The 23,763-nt window shown below is 46.4% G+C and carries 19 protein-coding genes; 5 read left to right on the forward strand and 14 right to left on the reverse strand.

The window, feature by feature from the left end; genetic code table 11:
• Positions 1–128 precede the first annotated feature (128 nt).
• The 14 genes from ACFQS8_RS11015 to ACFQS8_RS11080 all read right to left on the reverse strand — a co-directional run bounded on the left by ACFQS8_RS11015 (position 129) and on the right by ACFQS8_RS11080 (position 15,614).
• On the reverse strand, positions 129–527 hold the full coding sequence (locus tag ACFQS8_RS11015) for an ATP synthase F1 subunit epsilon (protein WP_382167386.1): 399 nt from the start codon (positions 525–527) through the stop codon (positions 129–131).
• Between the two features lie 211 nt (positions 528–738).
• Complete coding sequence (gene atpD, locus ACFQS8_RS11020) at positions 739–2,166, reverse strand: F0F1 ATP synthase subunit beta (RefSeq protein WP_382167387.1); 1,428 nt, start codon at positions 2,164–2,166, stop codon at positions 739–741.
• A gap of 21 nt (positions 2,167–2,187) precedes the next feature.
• A complete protein-coding gene (locus ACFQS8_RS11025) occupies positions 2,188–3,069 on the reverse strand; it encodes a F0F1 ATP synthase subunit gamma (protein WP_382167388.1) in 882 nt (293 codons plus the stop codon).
• A gap of 34 nt (positions 3,070–3,103) precedes the next feature.
• Positions 3,104–4,636, reverse strand: coding sequence for a F0F1 ATP synthase subunit alpha (atpA, locus tag ACFQS8_RS11030; protein WP_382167389.1), 1,533 nt, complete (start codon positions 4,634–4,636; stop codon positions 3,104–3,106).
• A gap of 4 nt (positions 4,637–4,640) precedes the next feature.
• On the reverse strand, positions 4,641–5,201 hold the full coding sequence (gene atpH / locus ACFQS8_RS11035) for an ATP synthase F1 subunit delta (RefSeq protein WP_382167390.1): 561 nt from the start codon (positions 5,199–5,201) through the stop codon (positions 4,641–4,643).
• A 245-nt stretch (positions 5,202–5,446) separates the two neighbouring features.
• Positions 5,447–6,283, reverse strand: a complete 837-nt coding sequence (locus ACFQS8_RS11040; protein WP_382167391.1) for a CheR family methyltransferase — start codon at positions 6,281–6,283, stop codon at positions 5,447–5,449.
• The gene (locus tag ACFQS8_RS11045) at positions 6,284–7,378 is read right to left on the reverse strand and encodes a protein-glutamate methylesterase/protein-glutamine glutaminase (protein ID WP_382167392.1); all 1,095 of its coding nucleotides are present in this window, start codon (positions 7,376–7,378) and stop codon (positions 6,284–6,286) included.
• A gap of 52 nt (positions 7,379–7,430) precedes the next feature.
• A complete protein-coding gene (locus ACFQS8_RS11050; protein WP_012778007.1) occupies positions 7,431–7,796 on the reverse strand; it encodes a response regulator in 366 nt (121 codons plus the stop codon).
• A gap of 12 nt (positions 7,797–7,808) precedes the next feature.
• Positions 7,809–8,261 (reverse strand): chemotaxis protein CheW, encoded by a 453-nt coding sequence (locus ACFQS8_RS11055; RefSeq protein ID WP_382167393.1) that lies wholly within the window; start codon positions 8,259–8,261, stop codon positions 7,809–7,811.
• The gene (locus tag ACFQS8_RS11060) at positions 8,258–10,963 is read right to left on the reverse strand and encodes a chemotaxis protein CheW (RefSeq protein ID WP_382167394.1); all 2,706 of its coding nucleotides are present in this window, start codon (positions 10,961–10,963) and stop codon (positions 8,258–8,260) included. The genes ACFQS8_RS11055 and ACFQS8_RS11060 overlap by 4 nt, the downstream gene beginning before the upstream one ends.
• 110 nt (positions 10,964–11,073) lie before the next feature.
• The gene (locus tag ACFQS8_RS11065) at positions 11,074–11,694 is read right to left on the reverse strand and encodes a histidine phosphotransferase family protein (RefSeq protein WP_382167395.1); all 621 of its coding nucleotides are present in this window, start codon (positions 11,692–11,694) and stop codon (positions 11,074–11,076) included.
• 240 nt (positions 11,695–11,934) lie between these two features.
• Positions 11,935–12,279, reverse strand: a complete 345-nt coding sequence (locus ACFQS8_RS11070) for a YdbL family probable chaperone protein (RefSeq protein ID WP_382167396.1) — start codon at positions 12,277–12,279, stop codon at positions 11,935–11,937.
• Positions 12,280–12,291: 12 nt separating this feature from the next.
• Positions 12,292–12,489, reverse strand: a complete 198-nt coding sequence (locus tag ACFQS8_RS11075) for a YnbE family lipoprotein (RefSeq protein ID WP_382167397.1) — start codon at positions 12,487–12,489, stop codon at positions 12,292–12,294.
• Between the two features lie 77 nt (positions 12,490–12,566).
• On the reverse strand, positions 12,567–15,614 hold the full coding sequence (locus tag ACFQS8_RS11080) for an intermembrane phospholipid transport protein YdbH family protein (RefSeq protein WP_382167398.1): 3,048 nt from the start codon (positions 15,612–15,614) through the stop codon (positions 12,567–12,569).
• A gap of 195 nt (positions 15,615–15,809) precedes the next feature.
• Here ACFQS8_RS11080 and ACFQS8_RS11085 point away from each other — a divergent pair, with 195 nt between their 5' ends.
• From ACFQS8_RS11085 to clpB, 5 genes are all read left to right on the forward strand, one after another.
• On the forward strand, positions 15,810–17,135 hold the full coding sequence (locus tag ACFQS8_RS11085) for a M23 family metallopeptidase (RefSeq protein WP_382167399.1): 1,326 nt from the start codon (positions 15,810–15,812) through the stop codon (positions 17,133–17,135).
• Between the two features lie 188 nt (positions 17,136–17,323).
• Positions 17,324–18,433 (forward strand): acyltransferase family protein, encoded by a 1,110-nt coding sequence (locus tag ACFQS8_RS11090; protein WP_382167400.1) that lies wholly within the window; start codon positions 17,324–17,326, stop codon positions 18,431–18,433.
• A 508-nt stretch (positions 18,434–18,941) separates the two neighbouring features.
• Positions 18,942–19,250 (forward strand): hypothetical protein, encoded by a 309-nt coding sequence (locus ACFQS8_RS11095; RefSeq protein WP_382167401.1) that lies wholly within the window; start codon positions 18,942–18,944, stop codon positions 19,248–19,250.
• A gap of 98 nt (positions 19,251–19,348) precedes the next feature.
• Entirely contained in the window at positions 19,349–20,746 is a 1,398-nt protein-coding gene (locus tag ACFQS8_RS11100) for a methyl-accepting chemotaxis protein (protein WP_382167402.1), read from the forward strand.
• 201 nt (positions 20,747–20,947) lie between these two features.
• Entirely contained in the window at positions 20,948–23,569 is a 2,622-nt protein-coding gene (gene clpB, locus ACFQS8_RS11105) for an ATP-dependent chaperone ClpB (RefSeq protein ID WP_382167403.1), read from the forward strand.
• Positions 23,570–23,763: the final 194 nt, after the last annotated feature.

Here is a 23,763-nt window from a genome sequence, read left to right on the forward strand (position 1 = left end):
GCATAATATGAGCAGATAGACACCGCTGCTGGTATTATGCACTCATTTATCACAATTCGCCCAAGCACAAAAAAACCGACAAGCTCAATGCTTATCGGTTTATCGTCTTGTAGATTATATTCTGAAACTTAGGCCGCTGATGCGATCAATGCCTCAAGATATGAAATTGTTTCTATGAGACGTACTTTAGCATCATCTTCATCCGCAGATTCCAACTCAAGCTTTGCAGATGCTAATGCTGCCTCAGATTTTGTCGCGTCAAAATCAATGAGGTCTATCGCTTCTTCAGCAAGGATAGTCAGACCTTGAGGCGTTACGTCCGCAAAACCTGACCGTACGAACAGACGTGTGCGCTTGTCGCCTTCAAACACAACCACAACACCCGCTTTCAATGTTGCCATGAAAGGTGCGTGGCCCGGCAATACACCGAACTGGCCCTCAGAACCTGGTGCATCGACTTGGTCGACTTCGCCAGCGAAAAGTTCGCGCTCAGGCGATACGAGAGAAAAGTGTAGTTTGTCGCTCATTCCTGAACTCCGGTGTCCAAATTCTTATCAACCAAAGGATCAAAAAGCTGGGTAGCTTTTTCGAATTTGTCGCGGCAACCCGTGTTGCAAAACCCGACAACTTCTCCCCTGTAAAGTGTCAACGCATCCGCGCTGACTGGTTCGCCCGACCAAGGACATATGCTATTCACACAATCCTTTATGTCGAGCGATCCGTTTTTCATCTCAGCCCTTAAGCAGCGTCAGCTGCCATTTTTTGAGCTTTTTCAACAACGTCTTTAATGCCACCACACATGAGGAATGCCTGCTCAGGCAAGTCATCATATTTACCAGCAATGATGTCACGGAAACTTTCCACTGTTTCTTTAAGATCAACCAACACACCTGGTGTGTTTGTAAAGATCTCAGCAACGTGGAATGGCTGTGACAAGAAACGCTCAACTTTACGCGCACGGGCAACGGTCATTTTGTCATCTTCTGACAACTCATCCATACCCAAGATCGCGATAATGTCTTGAAGTTCTTTATATTTCTGAAGGATTGACTGAACGTCACGTGCGACTTGGTAGTGCTCTTCACCTACAACGTCTCCAGATAGGATACGTGATGTTGAGTCTAGCGGGTCCACAGCTGGGTAAATACCCTTCTCTGAAATCGCACGGTTAAGAACTGTTGTCGCATCCAAGTGAGCAAATGATGTGGCTGGCGCAGGGTCAGTCAAGTCATCCGCAGGAACGTAGATCGCTTGCACAGAGGTAATAGAACCTTTGTGTGTTGATGTAATACGCTCTTGAAGTCCACCCATGTCTGTCGCAAGTGTTGGCTGGTAACCCACAGCAGATGGGATACGACCAAGAAGCGCAGACACCTCAGAACCAGCTTGCGTGAAGCGGAAGATGTTGTCCACGAAGAACAGAACGTCTTTACCTTCTTCATCACGGAAATACTCAGCTTGGGCAAGACCCGTCAAAGCAACACGTGCACGTGCACCTGGAGGCTCGTTCATCTGACCGTAAACAAGCGTCGCACGAGAGTCGCCGCCGCCGCCCTCAACGTTCACTTTAGATTCGATCATCTCCCAGTAAAGGTCGTTACCTTCACGCGTACGCTCACCCACACCAGCGAACACAGAGTATCCACCATATGCTTTCGCGATGTTGTTGATCAATTCCATGATAAGAACTGTTTTACCCACACCGGCACCACCGAAGAGACCGATTTTACCACCTTTTGCGTATGGACAAAGAAGGTCGATAACCTTGATACCTGTCGCCAAAACTTCTGACTCTGGGTTTTGGTCTACAAAATCAGGTGCATCCGCGTGAATTGGACGACGTTCAGCAGTAGCGATTTCGCCTGCTTCATCAATCGGCTCACCGATAACGTTCATGATGCGGCCCAGCGTAGCAGGACCAACAGGAACCATGATTGGTGCGCCTGTGTCTTCTACAGGGTGACCACGTGTTAGTCCCTCAGTCGCGTCCATCGCGATTGTACGAACAGTGTTTTCACCTAGGTGCTGAGCAACTTCGAGAACAAGCTTGTTGCCGTTGTTGTCAGTCACAAGTGCGTTCAGGATGTCTGGAAGTGTGCCGTCGAACTCGACGTCTACAACGGCTCCAATAACCTGACTGATCTTTCCTTTGGCTGTCGTCGCCATAGTCTTTGCTCCCGGTCGGTCCTACAGCGCTTCCGCGCCGGAGATGATTTCTGTAAGTTCTGTTGTGATCTGCGCCTGACGGGCGCGGTTATATGTCAAGTTCAAGCTATCGATCATTTCGCCAGCATTACGTGTGGCGTTGTCCATAGCTGTCATACGAGCACCTTGCTCACCAGCTGAACTTTCAAGAAGTGCTGATAAGATTTGAGTGTTCACATAACGTGGCAATAGTGCCTCAAGAATCTCTGTTTCATTTGGCTCATACAGGTATGTTGCCCCTTTAAGATCCACTTTTGGTGCATCTTCTGGTGCAACAGCTGGAATAAGCTGCTGAACAACAGGCTTCTGGGTCAACACGTTTTTAAACTCTGCATAGATAAAGGAGCAGACATCAAACGCGCCATCGTCATACATGCCAGTGATCGTGCGGCCGATCTTTGCGGCGACTTCACCGTTCAGTTCTTTTTCACCGCGCAAATCAATGTGATCAACAATTATAGAACCAAATTCACGCTTAAGAACGTCATTACCCTTCTTACCAATAGTAAGAACTTTCACATCCTTACCATCAGCTTGAAGCGATAATACTTTCTTGCGCGCCAATTTAGCGACATTCCCGTTAAAACCGCCACACAATCCACGTTCTGCTGTCAAAACGACAACAAGCTGTGTTTGGTCGCTGCCGGTGCCGGCGAGAAGACGGGGACCGCCCTCACCTACACCAACGGAATCGGCCAAATTACCGATAACCGCAGCCATACGCTGTGCATATGGACGTGAAGCTTCAGCCGCTTGTTGCGCCCGTTTCAGCTTCGCTGCGGCCACCATTTGCATGGCCTTCGTGATTTTCTGCGTTGACTTCACGCTCGCTATGCGACCGCGAAGATCTTTCAAGCTGGCCATTTATCAGCCTCTCAACTGTTTGCCTGATCTACGTTTAGCTAAATGTTTTGTTGAACGTTTCGATCAACTCTTTCACTTTGCCTTCTGTGTCACCAGTCAGTTTCTTCTCGTCGCGAATAGTTTTCAGCAAAGCGCTGTGGTTTGCGTGTGCAAAGCTTAGAAGCTCAGCTTCATAACGCTGCACTTGATCCACAGGAACTTTATCCAAATAACCACGTGTACCAGCATAGATAGAGACAACTTGCTCTTCCATAGCCAAAGGAGAGTATTGTGGCTGCTTCAAGAGAGCAGTCAAACGCTCACCACGTGCCAATTGGCGCTGAGTAGCTGGGTCAAGATCAGAACCGAATTTAGCAAATGCTGCCATTTCACGGAACTGAGCCAAGTCAGACTTCATTGTACCTGCTACTTGTTTTGTCGCTTTGTGCTGTGCAGATGAACCCACACGAGACACAGACAAACCAACGTTCACAGCAGGACGGATACCTTGGTAGAACAAATCTGTTTCAAGGAAGATCTGACCATCTGTAATCGAGATCACGTTTGTCGGGATAAACGCTGATACGTCGTTACCTTGTGTTTCAATCACAGGCAAAGCTGTCAAAGAACCAGAACCATTTGATTCGTTCAATTTCGCAGAACGCTCAAGCAAACGGCTGTGAAGATAGAAAACATCACCAGGGTAAGCTTCACGACCAGGAGGACGACGAAGAAGCAAAGACATTTGGCGGTATGCCACAGCTTGCTTAGACAAGTCATCGTAAATAATCAAAGCGTGCATTCCGTTGTCACGGAAATACTCACCCATTGCAGTCGCAGTAAATGGTGCAATGTATTGAAGAGGTGCAGGCTCAGAAGCAGTCGCTGATACAACGATTGTGTAATCAAGTGCACCGCGCTCTTCTAGAGTTTTAACAACTTGAGCAACTGTTGAACGTTTTTGACCAATAGCAACGTAGATACAGTAAAGCTTTTCGCTTTCAGAACCGCTCTCGTTAATGGCTTTTTGGTTCAAGATTGCATCAATAGCAATCGCAGTTTTACCTGTCTGACGGTCACCAATGATGAGCTCACGTTGACCACGACCGATTGGAACAAGTGTATCAATTGCCTTGATACCTGTCGCCATTGGCTCGTGAACAGACTTACGTGGCAAAATACCAGGTGCTTTCACGTCAACACGGCTACGTTTTTCAACGCCAGCCAATTCGCCTTTACCATCAATAGGCTCACCTAGCGCGTTAACAACGCGACCAAGCATAGCTTTACCAACAGGTGCAGACACAATTTCTTCAAGGCGTTTTACGTTTTCGCCTTCTTTAATTCCGCGGTCATCACCGAAAATAACAACACCAACATTGTCACTTTCAAGGTTAAGGGCCATCCCCTTAACACCACTTTCGAACTGTACCATCTCACCAGCTTGGACGTTGTCCAAACCGTAGATACGGGCAATACCGTCACCAACGGACAGTACTTGACCGACATCGGATACAGTTGCCTCAGCACCGTAATTAGTAATCTGCGCCTTCAGGATTTCTGAAATTTCAGCGGCACGAATGTCCATTGGGCTAGGCCCCTTTCATCGCGTTCGTCAAACCATCGAGTTTCGTGCGAAGAGACGCGTCAATAAGACGTGATCCCACACGAAGTTGAAGCCCGCCAATGAGAGCGGGATTGACCTCTAATTCCACCTCTACATCACGACCAAGTGCTGTAGAGACAGTAGACGTCAGTTTAGTGGCCTCAGCGGCCGTTAATTTTTGAGCACTTACCGCTACAACACGTGTCGTACCACGGTGTAACGCTACTTGCTCAGAAAATGCTTTTTCAATCCCAACAAGATCTCCAGCGCGGCCATTTTGCGTGACCACACCAATAAAACGTCTTGCCAGTTCAGGAAGTTGAATTTTGTCTGCGAGTGTATCTAACACAGCCTTTTTCTCGTCAACAGAGTGTAAAGGTGCGCCCAACACTTTTGATAGGCTGTCATTGTCATTAATAAGAGTCGCCAAAGTTTTTAGACCAGCTTCAATGCTGTCCAATTCTTTCGCTTCCAGTGCCAAGTCAAACAACGCTAGTGCATAACGTTGTGCTGCTCCGGTAGAGGAGGAGTTAGATGATGCGCCCAAAATCTTGCCCGCTTAATCTGGAGCATCGCCGCGACAATACTACAGGATTAGATGTCCCAAAATAACTTGAGGTATTTGTAGTCCTTCGCGGGGACTACGCCTCAACCGCGCGGGTCGTAGCATGGGGTTATAGAACTGACAACAATTCAACGATCAGAATATGCCAGTTTTTATAAACAATAATGCCGCACCCTATGAGTCGTGTGCGGCATTATTGTTATTTCTCATGCGAAAGCAACCATAGTTTAAGCAGCACGAATGCCTGATTTACTCTCTCCCACAGCCAATTGATACAAGCCACGGCGCTCTTTCATCGCTTCAAACTTGCGCGTAATGCCGATCACCGTCTCTGCAGCACCCAATAAGACAAATCCACCTGGGTTCATCACAGATGCAACACGATCCAACACTTCAGACTTTGTCGCCTGATCAAAATAGATCAATACGTTCCTAATAAACACGACATCAAATTTGCCAAACATATTTGGTTGATCCATCAAATTATGTTCACGGAACGTCACCATTGAGCGGATTTTATCTGAAATCTGCCATAAGTCGTCTTTTTGTTTGAAGTGTTTCATCATCATTTGAATAGGCAGACCACGCTGAACTTCAAACTGAGAATAAAGACCCGATTTTGCTTTCTCCAAAACGCGCGGTGAAATATCTGTAGCAATAATTTCGACAGCCGCCCCTTTCGTTAAAGCAGGATTTTCATTCAACATCATCGCCAATGAGTAAGGTTCTTGTCCCGTAGAACACGCAGCACACCAAATGCGGATACGCGATTTATTCTTCGCGGTGAGGTCTGGAAGCGCCACATCCTTCATTAATTCAAACGGCGTTTTATCGCGGAAGAAGAATGTTTCATTTGTTGTCATCACATCAACGATAAGCGCAATCAGCCTCTCATCTCGACGCGAACGCACAACAGACAACAAATCTTCGATAGAAGCCAAACCTTCTTTTCGCGCCAATGGTGCTAAACGGCTCTCTAAGAGGTAGGTCTTATCAGTTGTAAGCTGAATACCGGCACGACGACGCAAAAGCCCCGAAACGAAATCAAAATCAGTACTATTCACCTAACCGGCTCCATTCATATATTTTACGACCAGCTTGCACAGCTCAGGAATGGGTTTGATCTCATCCGCCAAACCAGCTTGCGCAATAGCACCCGGCATTCCCCAGACGACACTAGATGCCTCATCTTGAACGAACACACGACCACCAGCTTCATTTATTAATTTTGCGCCATCACGGCCATCATGCCCCATGCCTGTCAACACGACACTCAATAATGACCCGCCATACACATCCACACCTGAACGGAATAGAGGATCAACAGAAGGACGACAGAAATTAACTTGTGGAGATTGATCAATCTTGATGACTTGATTGATACCTTGCTTTTCAACTCGCATGTGCCAATCACCGCGCGCTAAATATATATGTCCCGCTTGAACAACATCACCATTTTCCGGCTCTTTACACGGACGACCTGTAACTTGTGCAAGTTTCTCAGCCAAAATCGTTGTGAATGTTGGCGGCATATGCTGCACGATAAAAATCGGTGCATTTATCTGTTGCGCAATTGGCTTTAAAAAATTCTGTAATGCCTGCGGGCCACCTGTTGATGAACCAATCATCAAAGCTTTAGGGCGAAATACCGCTGGTTTAGATGCAAATGCTGGACGCATTGGCGGTATTGGCGTGCGTTTGGCAGGGTTAGCAGCAGTTTGTGCAGCACCACCCAAGGCACGAATTTTAGCGATCAAATCCTTCTGATACGCCGTTGCTCCACCTAAGCCTGTTGCTTCTGGCTTGGATATATAGTCCGCCGCGCCCAATGACATAGCGCGTAGGGTTGTGGTTGCCCCTTCACGTGTCAGCGTTGACGCCATGACGATACGAGCATGAGGTGCAAGCTTCAATAGCTGAGGCAGCGCCGTCAGCCCATCCATGCGCGGCATTTCAACGTCAAGGATAATTACGTCTGGTTTTGCCGCTACGACATCGCCGACAGCTCGCATACCGTCAGTACTGACAGCTACGATCTCTATGTCATTTTCTACTTCCAGCCAGCGTTTTGTGAGACCGCGCACCACAGCGCTATCATCAACAATCATGACGCGGATTGACTGTCCATAGGACCGGTTTGTCGCAAAAGCGTTCACCATCGGCACCCCTTCAATCTAATACACAGCCCGCACATCTATTATGTGTGTGATGCTAAACGAGACCCACTTCCGCAAATTTCGACTCGATAATTTCGCTATCGAAAGGCTTCATGATGTACTCATTGGCACCTGAACGGATTGCTTCTGCAATGTGCGACATGTCATTTTCTGTCGTACAGAACACTACTGTTGGACGGTCTCCGCCTGGCTCACGGCGCAGTGCACGCAAGAAATCAATCCCATTCATGACCGGCATATTCCAGTCAAGCAAGATAGCTTCAGGCATATCCGCACGACACTGCTCTAATGCCTGCTGGCCATCTGCGGCTTCCATCGTGTCGAATTTCAAGTCTTCGAGAATACGTCTCGCGACTTTACGCACCACACGGCTATCATCAACTATTAAACAACGCTTCATCAAAGTCGTCCTTTATGCTGCCAAACCCTCATCGGGCTCATTTACGGCCAGAATTTTACCAATATCCATAACAATCAAAAGCTTATCGCCCAAGCGGTGAACGCCTTTTGAAACTGAAGCCCATATTGGGTCCAGATTCACTGGATTTTTCTCCAGATTAACGTCTTCAAGGCGAACAACTTCGCCAACAGTGTCGATAATCAATCCAAAACTTTCACCGTTTTGTTCAATTCCTATGGCCATAATATCGTCAGGATCACCTTCTCTCGGAGGCAATCCTAAACGCGCTCTGGCATCTATTGCGGTTACTATACGCCCACGAAGGTTAAGAACTCCTGCAATATCTGGCTTCGCCAATGGAACTTTTGTCACTTGAGTGGGACGAAAAACATCATGAACTTCCAAAACAGATGTTCCAAAGGTCTGCGAACCAATTTGAAAAGTCACATACTCTGTCGAGCTCATGCTGCATCTCCTCTTGCTTTAAGCGCTGTATCCAAGGCCATCAGCAATGCTTGGCGGTCAGCTTTTGGAATACTCATTCCCATTTCAGTCGGTTGTGCATCATCACGGTTCGACAATCCAAAGCGTGGTGCTGAAATCAACTGAGCATTTGCATCAATGGCCACAGCAAGACGGCTTACACCTTGTGAGGCATCAATATCGGCAAGAACAGCATCAAAGCTTGCTTCAGATTTTAATATCTCAATCGCTTTGTCTTCAGTCGGAGCCAATGTCACGTCATATCCAGCAGCTTTCAACAATGGTGAAAGCATGTTCTGGAAGAATGGGTGCGTTTCAACAAGCAATACGCGGCGACGTTGTTTTTGCTTCATTGACGTCGCAAGTTTCGCCCAATCACGCTGACCTTCATTAAGGAAGTGAGCAACATCAATGATCTGCGTGGTTTTACCTTTAAGAACAGCAGCACCAAGCACACCCGGTGTCATTTCGGCCATTTCATAGTTTACAGTCTCGTGAACGATGTCGAGAATTTCATCAACCGCCACACCAATCACTGTATCACCTTGGTTAAACACGAGGATTGGTTGCTTGCCTTCAGACTTAATCATGTGCGAACCAGCAGCGTGCACCAATGGCATCAACTTGCCGCGATATTGCACCACTTGGTGCCCTTGAGCATGCTCAAATGTGGATGCATCCAAATCTTCAAGACGTGTCACAAGGCTAAGCGGACATGCCATAGGCTCATCACCACCCGCGCGGAAGAGAAGAAGCGACATTCTATCATCATTGATATTGTCTTCAGCTTTAGAAGCTGCATTCGCCTGACTTGCGCCCTCAATACTTGAGACTTCTTTTGCCACGCCATTAGGATCAAGGATCATGATAACTGACCCATCACCCAATATTGTTGCACCTGAATACTGGCGCAGACCACTAAGCATGTTTGTAAGCGGTTTCACCACAATCTCTTCAGTGTCAAACACTTCATCAACGACAAGACCAAAGCGCGTATCGCCAACTTGCATGACGACAACAAAAGCATTTCCGTCCTCATCGACGACATCACTGCCAGCCCCGTCACCAAGTCCCAATATTTGGTTCAATGTAACAAGTGGCAATAGACGGTCACGCAATCTCAACACTTGCGTATTGGAAATACGCTCAACACGTTGATCACGCTCATTACCAGTGCGCACCAATTCCACGACAGACAATTGTGGAAGCGCAAAACGCTCCTCACCGACACCCACAATAAGTGCAGAAATAATCGCTAGTGTCAGTGGGATTTTGATAAGGAACGTCGTCCCCTCACCTTCCACAGCACGTAGATCAATCACCCCACCAATCAATTCGATATTGGTTTTCACAACGTCCATACCGACGCCGCGACCCGAAATATTTGTAATTTTCGCTGCGGTTGAGAAACCCGGCGCAAATATCAAGCGATGAATTTGAGCATCCGTCATATTTGCAGCTTCAGCCGCATCTACAACCTCTTTCTCAATCGCTTTTTCTTTAATGCGCTGCGTGTTTAATCCCGCACCATCATCTGCAACTTCAATAATGATGTGACCACCTTCATGGTAAGCACGCAAATGGATTGTTCCTGTTTCAGGCTTACCATTAGATTTACGCGCTTCAGGCGTCTCTACACCATGGTCACATGAGTTACGGATCATGTGGGTCAATGGGTCTTTGATTAGCTCAAGTACCTGACGGTCAAGCTCTGTGCTCTCACCATCCAAAACAAGATCAATCTTCTTGTTCAAGTCCTGACACGCATCACGCACAATACGCGGAAGCTTCTTCCACGCTGTACCAATTGGTTGCATCCGTGTCTTCATGACACCTTCTTGCAACTCAGCAGTAATTGCAGACAAACGCTGCAATGGTGCTTTAAATTCTGAATCGTCTAACCCACGTACCATCTGCATAAGTTGGTTACGTGTCAGCACAAGCTCAGACACCATCGTCATCAAATCTTCCAGAACATCCACAGCCACGCGAATAGTCTGGTTTGCAAGTGGAGACGCTTTTTCAATGGCAACAGGCGCAGCCGCTGCGGCCGCTTCAACTTTAGCAACAACTGGTGCAGGTTGTTCTATCTCGTCTGGCTCAACCGAATTGAACGCAGCTTCAAGGTCTGCAAGGGAAACCTCGCCTGGGCGAAGTTCACGGCCCAATTGCGCATCCCAATTTGCTGGATCTATACCTGGAGGCGGTGCGTTTGGATCTTCTTCATCTTCATCATCATCAAGTCCTGCCAACACAGCCTCAGCATCATTGGCAGGTGCCTCTTCAACGATAGCTCCCGCAATAAGTCCGCCATTGGAAGCATCTTCAAGGCGAGCAATAAGTTCTTCATCATTACCAGCTGGCTCTGCACCCGAACTCTCAAGAAATTCAAGAATAGACTTAATCTGGTCAATAGACTCCAAAACCAATGTCACAGCAGACGGCGTAACAGGAAGTGCACCATCACGAAATTTGCCAAGTAAGGTTTCACCGGCATGCGCAACAGCTTCTAGCCGTGGCAGCCCCAAAAACCCACAAGTTCCCTTAATGGTATGCACGAGACGGAAAATATTATTGAGCGTTTCCTTATCATTCGGCTGCGATTCAAATCGCACTAGCTCGGTATCAATCGTATCGAGACTTTCCGAAGTTTCGGTGAGGAATTCGCTTAGAAGATCGTCCATATCATAGCCCGCTTCACAAATCGCCCCAAATCGAGGCAGGTGATCAGGCTATAGAAAACGCTGTGAGAGTTAAGAAATCATGTTCAAACGCTTAACTCTCAATCAAAAACTTACTCCGGTGTCACACATTTCAGTAAAATTTCACCTTCAGAGTCCGTCAAATCAATCACGGCATCAATTTCTTCGGCACAAACACGCGCAAAATAAGGCTGAATTGTCTTCGCAGTCCATCCACCTTCTGGCTCAACGCCGTTCAATGAGTCGCGTTTTTCTGTAGGTAAAAGAACGCGTGCGCCCTTACCTTCGACCTTCAATTCAACTTTATCGCCTATTTTTGCAGAGGTCACGGTAACCATACCACCGCGCGGCAATGCAGCCGATGCAATCATAATCATATTCATGACGAGACGCACTTGTGCATACGTTGTGATTTCAGGCGTGTGATCCCATTCAAGGTCAGCACGGAAACCCTTCATATAATTCTGACATAAGCCACGTGCTTCATGCAGGTCAGCAAAACCATTCTGCATACCCACAGACCCAAGCGCATAACGCAAGAAAGTGAGTTTATACTCAACGGTCAAAGATGCAGAGCGAATAAGCTCTTCAACATGTTCACGCATGTCAGGATCATTCAAAGAATCCTGCACAAGTTTGAACGATGACACAGGAGATATGAGCTCATGGCAAATGTGTGACGCGACGAGCGCTGCTAGCTTCGATGCTTTCATGATGAATGACAGCCCTATGAATCGGTTTCAATTACCCCATACGAATCACTTCGCACGCGCTAAAACAAGCATTGACTTTCCCAACACGGGAATTTCAAAGCAGTATTTCACTGATTTTTTCCAGAAATCAACTTAACAGAGCAAATTTCAAGCTCGGCCCACCATCCAAATGTGATGCAGGTCAGCAAGATCAGTTCAACGCAGATGACACATAGCCACCAAACGCCTCCCCTATTTGCTTTATTGCTTTAGTTTCCAATTGCCGGTGTCATACATTACAAATTCACCCATTTGGGCTTTCTCAATTTGTTTTTCGGCTGTTTTACGCGCAATCGACGTCATGCTTTTGCCCGTCTCTTCTGACAAGCGTGTATAGGCTTCTCGGCGGCGCGCATTTATGTCATCGACAAATCGTTTAAGCTCGACATCAGCGCCCGCGGCATCCACCAAGCCGATATAGCCGTCAAAGCGCTCACCAATCTGCCCAGAACGTTTTGCATCATCCAATTGAGGATGCGCTATAGCCGCACCTACAAACGCTTGGTTCGCGATCAATAAAAGAACAACATATGCAATGACGCGCATTATATTCATCCGTTAAAAAATATCAGGATTTTCTGCAATCAGATCATCCACATCTTCATCCAAATTGACCTGCACTTGCTGATCAATTGTCACATTCAGATTGATGGTGATTGGCTTGTCAGGCGCCTGAACCCGAATAATGGGAGAACATGCCTGAGACATTAAAGCGGCGGTGCCAATACACAAGCGAAGGCTATTTTTATTTTTCATTTCAATGCCCTCCCTTCAATCTGACATGACCCAATATAATAGAGCACTCTATTTTAGGCATAGTGATGACGTTAACGCTACATTCCATTTTTCTTTTCATGTAAACGCTGCACAAAAGCATTGATTTTGCCATCTACCATTCTTTGACTGCCCAATAACGACATCAGCTCAGATTCAATAGATACATCCATGACAATCCCCCGCCCCTCGATCACCTCTGGACTTTGCCCCGCCAGATAAACATCCAGCATCATTTCACCCGATAGGTCGCCGCGCACATCTACAGCCATTTCATCATACTGAAAGTCTTTAAGCGCATTCACCAATAGAGCGACCCGATCTCCAGTTGTCGCTAATTCCTCCATTGCTGGTGTATAATATCGGATGATACCTCCAGAGGAGGAGGCCAAATGCGCTCGCTCTATAGCCACCCTTCCTGTTGAGAATACCGCACTGACACGACCATCCAACTTTCCCGACGCCTCAACCCCGGGAAGCTTCACCTCGTTTACAAACCCAGCAAGGTCAACATTTTGCACTTCCACTTCGACCGCGTTTGTTCCTGAAAACACACTCCATATCATCGGCTCAAGTGATAAAGTGCCTGTCGCAAACGGCCATTGGGAACCATGCACAAACACTTCGCCAAATTCTAATACTTGAAACTGCACCTTGCCATTCTCCATAGGCGCACCCGCATTCCATTGATCAATCAAAATTTCCTGATGCGGCAAGGAGTGCTGCTTTAGAATGTCATCAAATTCAATGCGCCCAAACACCCCCTCAAACAAGCCAGCCTTGTCCGTTACAAATCCCAAATCTGTAAGATCAATTATGCCAGAAGAACTTAGCTTTCCCCTCACCCAATTTATTCCGCCTTGCAATGTCACATTGCCGCGTACATTTGATGCTACGCCCCGAAGGGTAGGAAAAATTGAATAGGGCTGCATACGCTCGGGCGAAAAAGTTAGATTCGTCGGAAACAGCTTTACAGCACCAGCATTTTCAACAAAGTCATGCCTAACTTCTACGCTGCCCAAAGCATGCGCTTCCTGCTCTGTCATCAACTCCCCAATTGCACGCAAATGACCCGCTGCTAGCTCAAGCCCTCCCTTCCATCGCATAGGCACAAACCGGATATTCTCCGCTGTATCTGTCACCCCAAATGAAAGCGATTTCATACCTCCAATTAGACCCGCTTCACTACCGGATATGTGAAATTTTGAGGCTATCTCATTCACCGCAAATGCTTGATAATTAAGCTGCCCCTCATCAAGATATCCTTCCACCCGCCAACGACTGTCCGTGTACAGACTAATTGCCATTTCCGGTGCGTTTGCCTGCACGGGTTTATCTTGAAATGTCGATGAAAGCTTGGGCGCGGCAATCACCATATTTGCATTTAAGGTGTCATCTATCGACCAATCTAAATCAGCTCCATCTATTTCAATATCAAATATCTGCCCTGCTCGTTGCAAATCAACATTCAATCCCGCCACCATGCCTTGACCGCTAAAACCTCCATTCGCGGAAGCAAAGTTTCGCGATTTGTACTGCGTTCTGAATGAACCGATTTTAGCTGACTGGGTGGAGATACTTTCAATGCTAATATCCAATACTGGATCTTGGTGGAACGCAAAATCGCCCTCATCAAAACCCAACTTCAAATCACCACCGATAGACACGCCCTTCCAATCGGCATTAAAAGCGCGCCCAGAAAAATCTATCTGCGTGTTTAATAATTCTGCCTCAACCGCCCGAGAGGTTGAGATCAGTTTCATTCCCTCAACGCTCACCTTTAAACTTTCAGCATCCTTGCTTGCATTCAGTTTCGCGGCTCCTAAAACGTTTAATTCACTGTCATGAAAAACTAGGTCTAGGTCTGACATTTCCAATCGCGCCAGATCGGATTGAAAAATCATGTCACCGGTAAAGTTAAACTTTCGCGCTTCAAAATCATAAGCCCACTGTGATAACGCGCTGCCCAATTTAATTTCAAAGTCGTCTACTTTTTGAACTGTCACTGCTTTGGGGACCGAAGATAACACCATCCCCTCATCAGATAGGTTGAAGGCGAAGGGCAAGACCATATCTACCCCCCCTTCAGAAGGAGACCATTTCCCAAGCAGACCATTAGCAGGAAACAAGGAGGCGTAATGCTTGATCTGTGCAAATGCGTTTTCAAATCCTATGATTTTATAAAACTTAGCGTCACCTTGCGCGGAAAAATCACTAAGCAACCTATCTGCTACATTCCACTTTCCACGCAAATCAATTTGCGCCCTCAGCTCTTCTGCAGCCTTGTTTTCATACAATAAATCAGCAACCGCGAGGTCTAAAATTCCCGACATTTGTCCCGTGCTTAAATCAAGCTCAAACGGCAAAGTCCCAGATACATCCCCTAATTTCGTGGCCCCAATATGGGTATCTTCTGCTTGAAATTCCACCGTACTTTCAATGCGATCACCATTCAAAAAAGCCTTACCAGACAACACCTTAACTTCGGACCGAAAGTCAGAAGTTTTATAAACCACCGGCAAAATTTCAAACGGAAAAACAACCTGCCCTTGCCCGTCAGATAGCTCTCCCTGCATTGATGCTTTGACGTCGACATCTCCTCCTTTTGTGGCTAGCTTTAGCCCAATAGATTCAATCTCGACATGCATCGGCGAAGACTGAGCCTCTCTCTGCCCATTCGTCTCAGCTATATCCTGTAATCGCCTTATAAATTTTTCAATATTTTCAGACCCTTGCGAGACATCCACATTCGCAATAGCCTCTTTGAACGTCACCTTTGAAACATTCGGCTTGAACAAACCCAGCCAATCAAGTTGTATCTCTATGTCACGCCCAGATATTTTTTCAGTGTTTGAAATAGAAACTTCAAGATGCGTTACATCAACCCTGTCTATGCCAATATGGGACACCTTGATATTACAAGGAATTTCAAGATCTAAACATTTTCCCGCAATAAAACGATCCGTAATCGCCAATCTGGCAACATAAATTGCACACAAAACCACTGCAAGAATTAGAAAACCTGCCCAAACAAAGCCATTTTTTCTAGCAATGCTCTTTTTCGGATCAGGCATATCTGACAATTGTTCTTGATCTAATTCAGTCACAGCAAACACTTTAAAATAAAACTGGCGTAATTCCTGCTTTCTATAGTTGCAGAAAGCCTGACCTTACTGCCAAAATAAGTTCACTGTCGATAAGTTGATGGTTAATACAAATATTGTATTTTTATTTCATCAATTGTGAAGCAAACAAACATACGAGCATTTGTGTTATTGTAGAGTATTGGAGACGTTGCAAAAATGAAGAGTCTTTGGAATCAAAAGACACCTGCTTCTGCAAGTCATATCGCCTTAATCGTTTTAACTGCATTTGTTATTACAAGCTGTGATAACAAATCTACTTCAACTGATATTGCTAAAACGCAAAACGAAACCAACAAAAAAACCAAAAATCCACTGGCTGAACTTGCCACTTTCTTGAGTGCAGAGGACATTACCCCCTCTCCGTTGATGGAACGCAAACAAGACAAGCTCAAACGCAACGAAACGCTTATCAACGTCCTCGATCGCCTAGGTGCCAACCGCCAGCAATCTAATGGCGCTGTACACGCAGCGTCTCAACATATTGAGATGCGAAAATTGCGTCCAGGCCAAGACGTCGTTGCTTTCTTTGATGAAACACATGATGCAAGCCTTACGGCACTTTCATTCCAACCAGATGCTGAGCGCCAAGTCTTAGTCTCCCGCAATGACAACGGAAATTGGGTGTCCAGAGAGCTGAAGGTCAGCCTCACACCAGACTTTGCAAAAGTTGGCGGCGTGATCAATTCAACAATATATGAACTCGCGCTCAAACAAGGTGCAAAAGACCAACAAGTAGCTGATTTTGCAGATATATTTGCTTATGACGTGGATTTTCAACGTGAAATCCGCGAAGGTGATACATTTGAAATCACTTATGAAGTTCTCCGCGATGAGTTAGGCCAACCCATTAAAAACGGCAATATCCTTTATGCTTCACTTGATGGGAAACGTGTTAGCCGAAACTTTTACCGCTTCACAACACCTGATGATGGCGTTACTGACTATTATGACGAAACGGGTAAAGCAGCGCGTAAATTCTTGATGAAAACGCCGATAAATGGTGCGCGTCTCTCATCCAATTTTGGTAAACGTCGTCACCCTGTTCTCGGCTACACAAAAGTGCACAAAGGCACAGACTTCGCTGCACCACGAGGCACCCCAATATACGCAGCCGGAAATGGCGTCATTGAACGCTCATCTCGCTATGGTAGCTACGGAAATTACGTACGTATTCGTCATGCTGATGGCTACAAAACAGCCTATGCCCACCTCAATAAATATGGGCCAGGCATCAAATCGGGCGTCCGCGTAAAACAAGGACAAGTGATAGGATATGTAGGGACGACTGGGCGCTCCACTGGCCCCCATCTCCACTATGAAGTTCTGATCAATGGGAAGCATGTGGATGCTATGAGCCTAAAATTACCAACAGGGCGCAAACTTACAGGCGATATGCTTGAAGCCTTCATAAAAGAAAAACAACGTATTGATGACATTCGCAATGAACATCCATTGCCAATCTTACTTGCCGACGCATCCTAAAAGGCGATCTAATCAATTAAGGAAATGGCAGCATCAAAACCTGCCATTTTTTTGTGCCAAACTGACAGACTAACACCACTTCACGCACTTGTGATAACATATAGACCAATACGGCATTGGTATTACTTGCCTTAACGAGAAGCAACACTCCATTATTATACATCGGGTGCACATAGCGGGGGTACACAATGTCGGGGCATACTATATCCAAGCCGAAACAAGTTTTTTTGTCCCTCAATGGATTGCGTTTCATCCTTGCAATTTGGATTGCCTATTTCCACGTCGGACATATGTTCGATGATGCGGGCATGGGAACACTTCCATTCTTACGCCTAGGCATTGCACGTGTAGATGTATTCTTCTGTCTATCTGGCTTTGTACTTAGCCATGTATATTGGGCACAGCGCACAAAACCCTTCAATTTCGCAGATTTCATGGTGGCTCGCCTCGCCCGCATCTACCCCATGTATTTACTCGCTTTAGGGATTATTATCGCTTACCTTGCTGGCGGTGCTTTACTCGGCAAAGCGCCCAGTACCAGCTACCCATTCTCTGACTTGGTGATGAACCTTCTCTTTTTGCAAGCATCAGGACTTACAGAGACAAATTCATGGAATTTCCCTGCTTGGGCTGTCGCAGCCGAGATGGGTGGATATATCGCTTTTCCGATCTTTATATATCTCGCGCAACTCACGCGAAAACTACCCTATCTCTTATTGGCGATTGCAATCGGCCTCGTCTTACTGCTCGAAATTTTCCTCCAATTCGTCTCTCCCCTTCCTATGAATGAGCTGACAACAGATTGGGGAATTTTGCGCGGCGCATCTGTTATGTTTTGCGGTGTCGCAGCGCGGTCTGTTTTTAATATCTTCAAACCCAATACCCTAATGGCAATTATCACTGCTATCGCGGGAATCTCATTAGTGTTTACCTCCGCCATGCAGCAATGGGGTGTTCCCCTTGTCGGCTTAGGCGCAGCATTTCTTATGATAGGTTTAGCCCGCCTTGATGAACTTAAATGCCCCACCGGTCTCTCCAGTCAGCCCATGCAGGAATTGGGAAACTGGTCATATGTCATCTTCATACTGCATGCGCCAATCTACACCATCCTTGCACAAATATGGTCGCTTGCAGGATATGAATTTGTCGCAACACCCTTGACGTCTCTCGTTTTCATGAGTGTCGTTATTCTTGTGTCTGGCCCTATCTACCACCTTGTAGAAAAACCATCGCGCAAATTCATCCGTAAACAATGGGAAATGCGGCGCGGACACACCATCTCCAATGCTGGCCTTTGAATACCCCCCCCAAACGGCGTATCAAATCCACCTCAATTGCAATGAAGCTTCAAGCCTCAAACTTTCTGCACAAGCTAGTCTTGCTTTTCTATATTTAGTTTTGTATATACAACGACATCACAATGCATAACTATGTTATTGCATTTAATTCAATCCTCTGACACCTGAATAGGAACAGTCATTGGAAAAGAAAATATAAGGAGCCTTCATCATGGCGAACAAAAAAGTTAAAGCGATCAAAAGCGAAATCAAATCCCGCAAAAAAACAATCGCGAAACAAGAAGTAAAACTTAAAAAAGCTAAAAAGGCTCTGAAAAAAGCTGCTTAAATCCTTAGCAGATTGATGAATTTAAAACCGCTGGTTCAAAGCCAGCGGTTTTTTTATGTTCAACTGCATTTGATGTCACTCATCGCTTTTCTTGGTTCCGAAATATTAATAAACACAACCTAATTCTTCACCAAAGATAGTTAAGAACTGTCGGCAATATTTAGGTGGGAAAGAAGAAATATGAACCTCATGCCTTTTGTCGTGAGTTTGATCGCTACTTTGGGCGTCAGTGGTCTATGCTTACTGCCACAACCCAATGACGATATTTTCGCCTCTTTTGACAAGAATCTTTCTCTACCTGAAATTTATAACAAGCTAGATGCACAAAGCTTGAAAATAGTCTCCTTTGATGAGGAATGGCGACATGTCGTTGTTTCTAATCCAAAGGGCGATGCGCCAAATAGACTTAAACGCGCTGGCGCAAACTTCGTCCTGAAAGCAAAATTCGCTAAATTTTGTTCAAACACCCCTTCAGAAACCAGAAAATAGAGTACACAAAAATGGGCTCACCTTCCTCCCCCACCTTTACAATAGAAACGCTGAGATCGAGCTTTTCCAAATACTCCATTTTTATGTTATGGGGGCTCGTGGGTATCATCATTGCATCTGGTGTTTATCAGAATGGCATCAATAGTTGGCCTGCAATTGCAATGGCCACCCTGCTCGCACTTTTGGGAACATTCGCAAACCTAAAATCACCGGGAAACCAATCAGGTTCCATCTGCATTTCCATGGCCTTTGCGGGAATTATCGCAGTTTTAGTGTACAACTTTACTTGGAGCGGTGAAGGCGTAGCGTATCAAATTGATATGCACATGGCCTTTTTTGTAGGACTAGCCATTGTTGCCGGATTCCTTGAGTGGCGGGCACTTGTCGCATTCTCAAGCGTGGTAATTTTTCATCACCTTACGCTCTCATTCGTCTTCCCCGCTGCTGTATTTCCTGATGGTGCCCCCATTATTCGTGTTGCACTTCATGCAGTTATATTATTTTCTCAATGTGCCGTACTTATCTGGCTAACGCACCAAATCCATAGACTTTTTCAAGCCAATGCAACAACGCTGCTTCAATCAGAAAAAGCAACTCGCGATGCCCTGGAGCTTCAAAAAAAGGTACAGTCCGCTGCCGAAGAAAACGCCCACCGTTTTTCAACACAACAGTCTTTTGCGACACAATTTCGTGCTGAAGTCTGTGAATTGATGCAAGGACTTACAGAGCGTGCACAAGAGTTAAATAATGTCGCCACTGAACTGGAAGCTTCGGCACATTCATCAATTGGCACATCAACAAGCTTGAATGAAGCCTCCCAACTCGCAACTCATAATGTCGATAGCGCAGCCGCAGCAACAGAAGAACTGTCTTCCTCTATTGCGACAATCGCCAAAAAGATCGCAGCAATGAATGCTGTCGTATCTGATGCGGATGAATCAGTACGTTCATCGACAACGACCGTCGCCACACTCTCAAATAATGCGCGCAAAATTGGCGACGTCATTAGCATCATTAGTGACATCGCCGAACAAACAAACCTTCTCGCACTCAATGCAACTATCGAAGCTGCACGGGCAGGTGATGCGGGTCGAGGTTTCGCCGTGGTAGCTACAGAAGTTAAACAGCTTGCTGACCAAACAGCAAAAGCAACTGTAGAAATTTCCGAACAAGTCCAATCCATTCAAAATGCATCCGAAGATACATCCAACATTATTGATGCAATTTCCAAAGTTATTGCTGAAGTCACCCACCAAACGGCCTCTGTGGCACAGGACGTTGATGAGCAAAACGGCGCAACAAATGAAATCGCAAACAGCACACGGATTGCTTCACAGGGGACATCCAAAGTGGGCCATGAAGTAAAAGTTGCAATTGCTGCTGCTAAGTCCACAACAGATATCGCCGCTAAAATCGTTTCAGCATCTGGCAATGTGGCAATCGCCAGTGACAAACTTAGAAATAGCGTGGATGAATTCCTCAAAAAAGTTGTCTAACCTACGCTTAATATACTGATTTTAAATAAAATGCTCAAGAAATGCCGAACTTTATCCTCGGTGTATCTTGAGCATTTTTTATGAATACCCATATCCAATTTGTGGGCAGCCGACATCGGTGCTCATACATGAACTAAATTACGTCACATGCGTTCTTTGCGGTGTGATGCTCATTCTATCTGCCTTTGAAAGGGGATTGCCATGGATATGGAAAAATTTACTGATCGCGCCCGCACTCTAATCGGCACCGCGCAAACTTCTGCTCTGGCTGCAGGCCATCAGCAGATCACCTCCGAACATATATTAAACGAGCTTTTTAAAGAGAATGATCAGCTCAGCGCCAATCTTATCCGCGCTGCGGGCGGTCGCCCAGAACAAGCTCAACAATTGGTCGAAAAAGCCCTCAACGCTATTCCTAGAGTTTCTGGATCAGGCGCAGGTCAGCTCACCATCAGTCAGGGCGCTGCTGCCCTCCTCACAACTGCACAAGCGGACGCCCAAAAAGCCGGTGACGCCTTCGTCACCGTAGAACGTTTGCTTGTCGCCGCCGCTAAGGGAAACGATAAAGCCGCTTCCGCCTTAAAGGATTCAGGTGTTACGCCTCAAGCACTCCAACAGGCTGTTGACCAATTGCGCCAAGGTCGCACAGCCGATAGCGCAAATGCAGAAGCTGGCTATGAAGCGCTATCTAAATACGCGCTAGACCTTACAGATGCCGCACGCGCTGGTAAGCTAGACCCTGTCATTGGCCGTGACGAGGAGATACGTCGCGCCATTCAAGTTCTCTCCCGCCGCACCAAAAACAACCCTGTTCTCATCGGTGAACCCGGCGTAGGTAAAACAGCCATTGCCGAAGGTCTTGCTAACCGTATCGTTGATGGGGATGTACCCGAAAGCTTGCGTACTAAACGCTTATTGTCGCTAGACATGGGGGCGCTGATCGCTGGCGCGAAATATCGCGGTGAATTTGAAGAGCGCCTCAAAGCAGTCCTCAATGAAGTGACCGCAGCTGAAGGCGAAATCATTCTTTTCATAGATGAGATGCATACACTTGTCGGCGCTGGGAAGTCAGACGGCGCTATGGATGCGTCTAACTTGTTAAAACCTGCCCTCGCCCGTGGTGAACTTCACTGTATCGGGGCAACAACATTGGAAGAATACAAAAAACACGTTGAAAAAGATGCAGCGCTTGCACGTCGTTTCCAGCCTGTTTTTGTAGAAGAGCCAACTTTAGAAGACACAATTTCTATTTTGCGCGGTCTAAAAGAAAAATACGAGGTACACCACGGTATCCGTATTTCTGATGCCGCCATTGTGGCAGCTGCAACGCTTTCAAACCGGTATATCACTGATCGTTTCATGCCTGATAAGGCCATCGACTTGATGGACGAAGCTGCATCACGGTTACGTATGGCAGTGGAATCCAAACCCGAAGAATTGGATGAGATTGACCGCCGATTAATGCAATTGCGGATCGAAGCTGAAGCCCTCAAGAAAGAGAAAGATGAAGGCTCTAAAGATCGCTTATCAAATATAGATGTTGAAATTCAAACTCTTGAAGCTCAATCCAACGAGATGACGACAGCTTGGGAGGCTGAAAAATCACGTCTAGGCGGCGCAACACAGGCGAAAGAACAGCTCGACCGCGCCCGCGCAGAACTTGCTGATGCTGAGCGCCGTGCTGATTGGGAAAAAGCAGGTGAACTTAAATACTCTGCCATTCCGCGTCTTGAAAAACAGATTGCTGACGCTGAAACCGTTGGCGATAGCGCCACTGGCAGTCTCGTGAAAGAAGTCGTGGATGCAGAAGCAATCGCATCGGTCGTGTCTCGCTGGACAGGTATTCCAGTCGACAAAATGATGGAAGGTGAACGCGAGAAGCTTTTAGCGATGGAAGAAGGCCTTCGCCAGCGTGTTGTTGGACAGGAAGAAGCCCTCTCCTCTGTTTCAAATGCTGTACGCCGCGCGCGCGCAGGTCTACAAGACCCCAATCGCCCTATTGGCTCCTTCATGTTTGTGGGTCCGACAGGGGTAGGTAAAACAGAACTTACAAAAGCATTGGCAGAATTTCTGTTTGATGATGAAAGCGCTGTTTTGCGTCTGGATATGTCTGAATATATGGAGAAACACGCTGTATCACGCATGATCGGCGCACCTCCAGGATATGTTGGATATGAAGAAGGTGGTGCTTTAACAGAAGCCGTGCGCCGTCGCCCATATCAGGTCATCCTGTTTGACGAAATCGAGAAAGCACATCCAGATGTGTTCAACACTTTATTGCAAGTGCTCGATGATGGTCGCCTGACAGACGGTCAAGGTCGTACTGTTAATTTCAACAATACATTGATCGTCATGACCTCCAACCTTGGTGCACACGCATTGGCAAATGATACGTCAGAAACAGATGTGTCAGACGAAGCACGCGAAAGTGTAATGACAGCTATTCAGGGACATTTCCGCCCTGAATTCCTTAACCGTGTTGATGAAGTTGTTTTCTTCAAACGTCTTGGTCGCGCCGAAATCGACTCCATTGTCAGTGTTCAGCTAAAACGTTTGGATACACTACTGGCTGACCGTCGTATCACTATGGATATTGATGAGGACGCAAGGAAATGGCTCGCGGATAAAGGTTATGATCCAGTCTATGGTGCCCGCCCTCTTAAACGTGCGATCCAGAAAGAAGTGCAAGATCCACTTGCGCGGATGATTTTGGAAGGCCGTATAAAAGACGGTGAAAATGTAAAAATATCAGTTGAGGATTCTAAACTCACTCTCAATGGAGTGCCGACAGACCTCATCGGAAAAGCAGGCGCATTCAACTAAACCTCTTTTAAATTGCCTAAAGACTATAAATTTAAATGCGGGCGCGGACCAATTAAAGGTCGCGCCCGCTTCCTGTTTTAACAACACCTCAGACACACCAAAACCAATTGACCATCTCTAGCTGACCGGTTGACACACTCGCCAACACCAGAGAAATACCACACACTGACCAGTCCATAAGCAGCCCCTATGCA

It is taken from the genome of Hirschia litorea, from assembly GCF_042665075.1.
In the GTDB taxonomy this organism is placed as follows: Bacteria; Pseudomonadota; Alphaproteobacteria; order Caulobacterales; family Hyphomonadaceae; genus Hirschia; species Hirschia litorea.

Bases quoted from the DNA above. Each gene is read 5' to 3' on its own strand.
- ACFQS8_RS11015 (WP_382167386.1), bottom strand. From the start codon at position 527: ATGAGCGACAAACTACACTTTTCTCTCGTATCGCCTGAGCGCGAACTT.
- atpD (WP_382167387.1), bottom strand. From the start codon at position 2,166: ATGGCGACGACAGCCAAAGGAAAGATCAGTCAGGTTATTGGAGCCGTT.
- ACFQS8_RS11025 (WP_382167388.1), bottom strand. From the start codon at position 3,069: ATGGCCAGCTTGAAAGATCTTCGCGGTCGCATAGCGAGCGTGAAGTCA.
- atpA (WP_382167389.1), bottom strand. From the start codon at position 4,636: ATGGACATTCGTGCCGCTGAAATTTCAGAAATCCTGAAGGCGCAGATT.
- ACFQS8_RS11045 (WP_382167392.1), bottom strand. From the start codon at position 7,378: ATGGTGAACGCTTTTGCGACAAACCGGTCCTATGGACAGTCAATCCGC.
- ACFQS8_RS11050 (WP_012778007.1), bottom strand. From the start codon at position 7,796: ATGAAGCGTTGTTTAATAGTTGATGATAGCCGTGTGGTGCGTAAAGTC.
- ACFQS8_RS11055 (WP_382167393.1), bottom strand. From the start codon at position 8,261: ATGAGCTCGACAGAGTATGTGACTTTTCAAATTGGTTCGCAGACCTTT.
- ACFQS8_RS11060 (WP_382167394.1), bottom strand. From the start codon at position 10,963: ATGGACGATCTTCTAAGCGAATTCCTCACCGAAACTTCGGAAAGTCTC.
- ACFQS8_RS11065 (WP_382167395.1), bottom strand. From the start codon at position 11,694: ATGAAAGCATCGAAGCTAGCAGCGCTCGTCGCGTCACACATTTGCCAT.
- ACFQS8_RS11070 (WP_382167396.1), bottom strand. From the start codon at position 12,279: ATGCGCGTCATTGCATATGTTGTTCTTTTATTGATCGCGAACCAAGCG.
- ACFQS8_RS11075 (WP_382167397.1), bottom strand. From the start codon at position 12,489: ATGAAAAATAAAAATAGCCTTCGCTTGTGTATTGGCACCGCCGCTTTA.
- ACFQS8_RS11085 (WP_382167399.1), top strand. From the start codon at position 15,810: ATGAAGAGTCTTTGGAATCAAAAGACACCTGCTTCTGCAAGTCATATC.
- ACFQS8_RS11090 (WP_382167400.1), top strand. From the start codon at position 17,324: ATGTCGGGGCATACTATATCCAAGCCGAAACAAGTTTTTTTGTCCCTC.
- ACFQS8_RS11095 (WP_382167401.1), top strand. From the start codon at position 18,942: ATGAACCTCATGCCTTTTGTCGTGAGTTTGATCGCTACTTTGGGCGTC.
- clpB (WP_382167403.1), top strand. From the start codon at position 20,948: ATGGATATGGAAAAATTTACTGATCGCGCCCGCACTCTAATCGGCACC.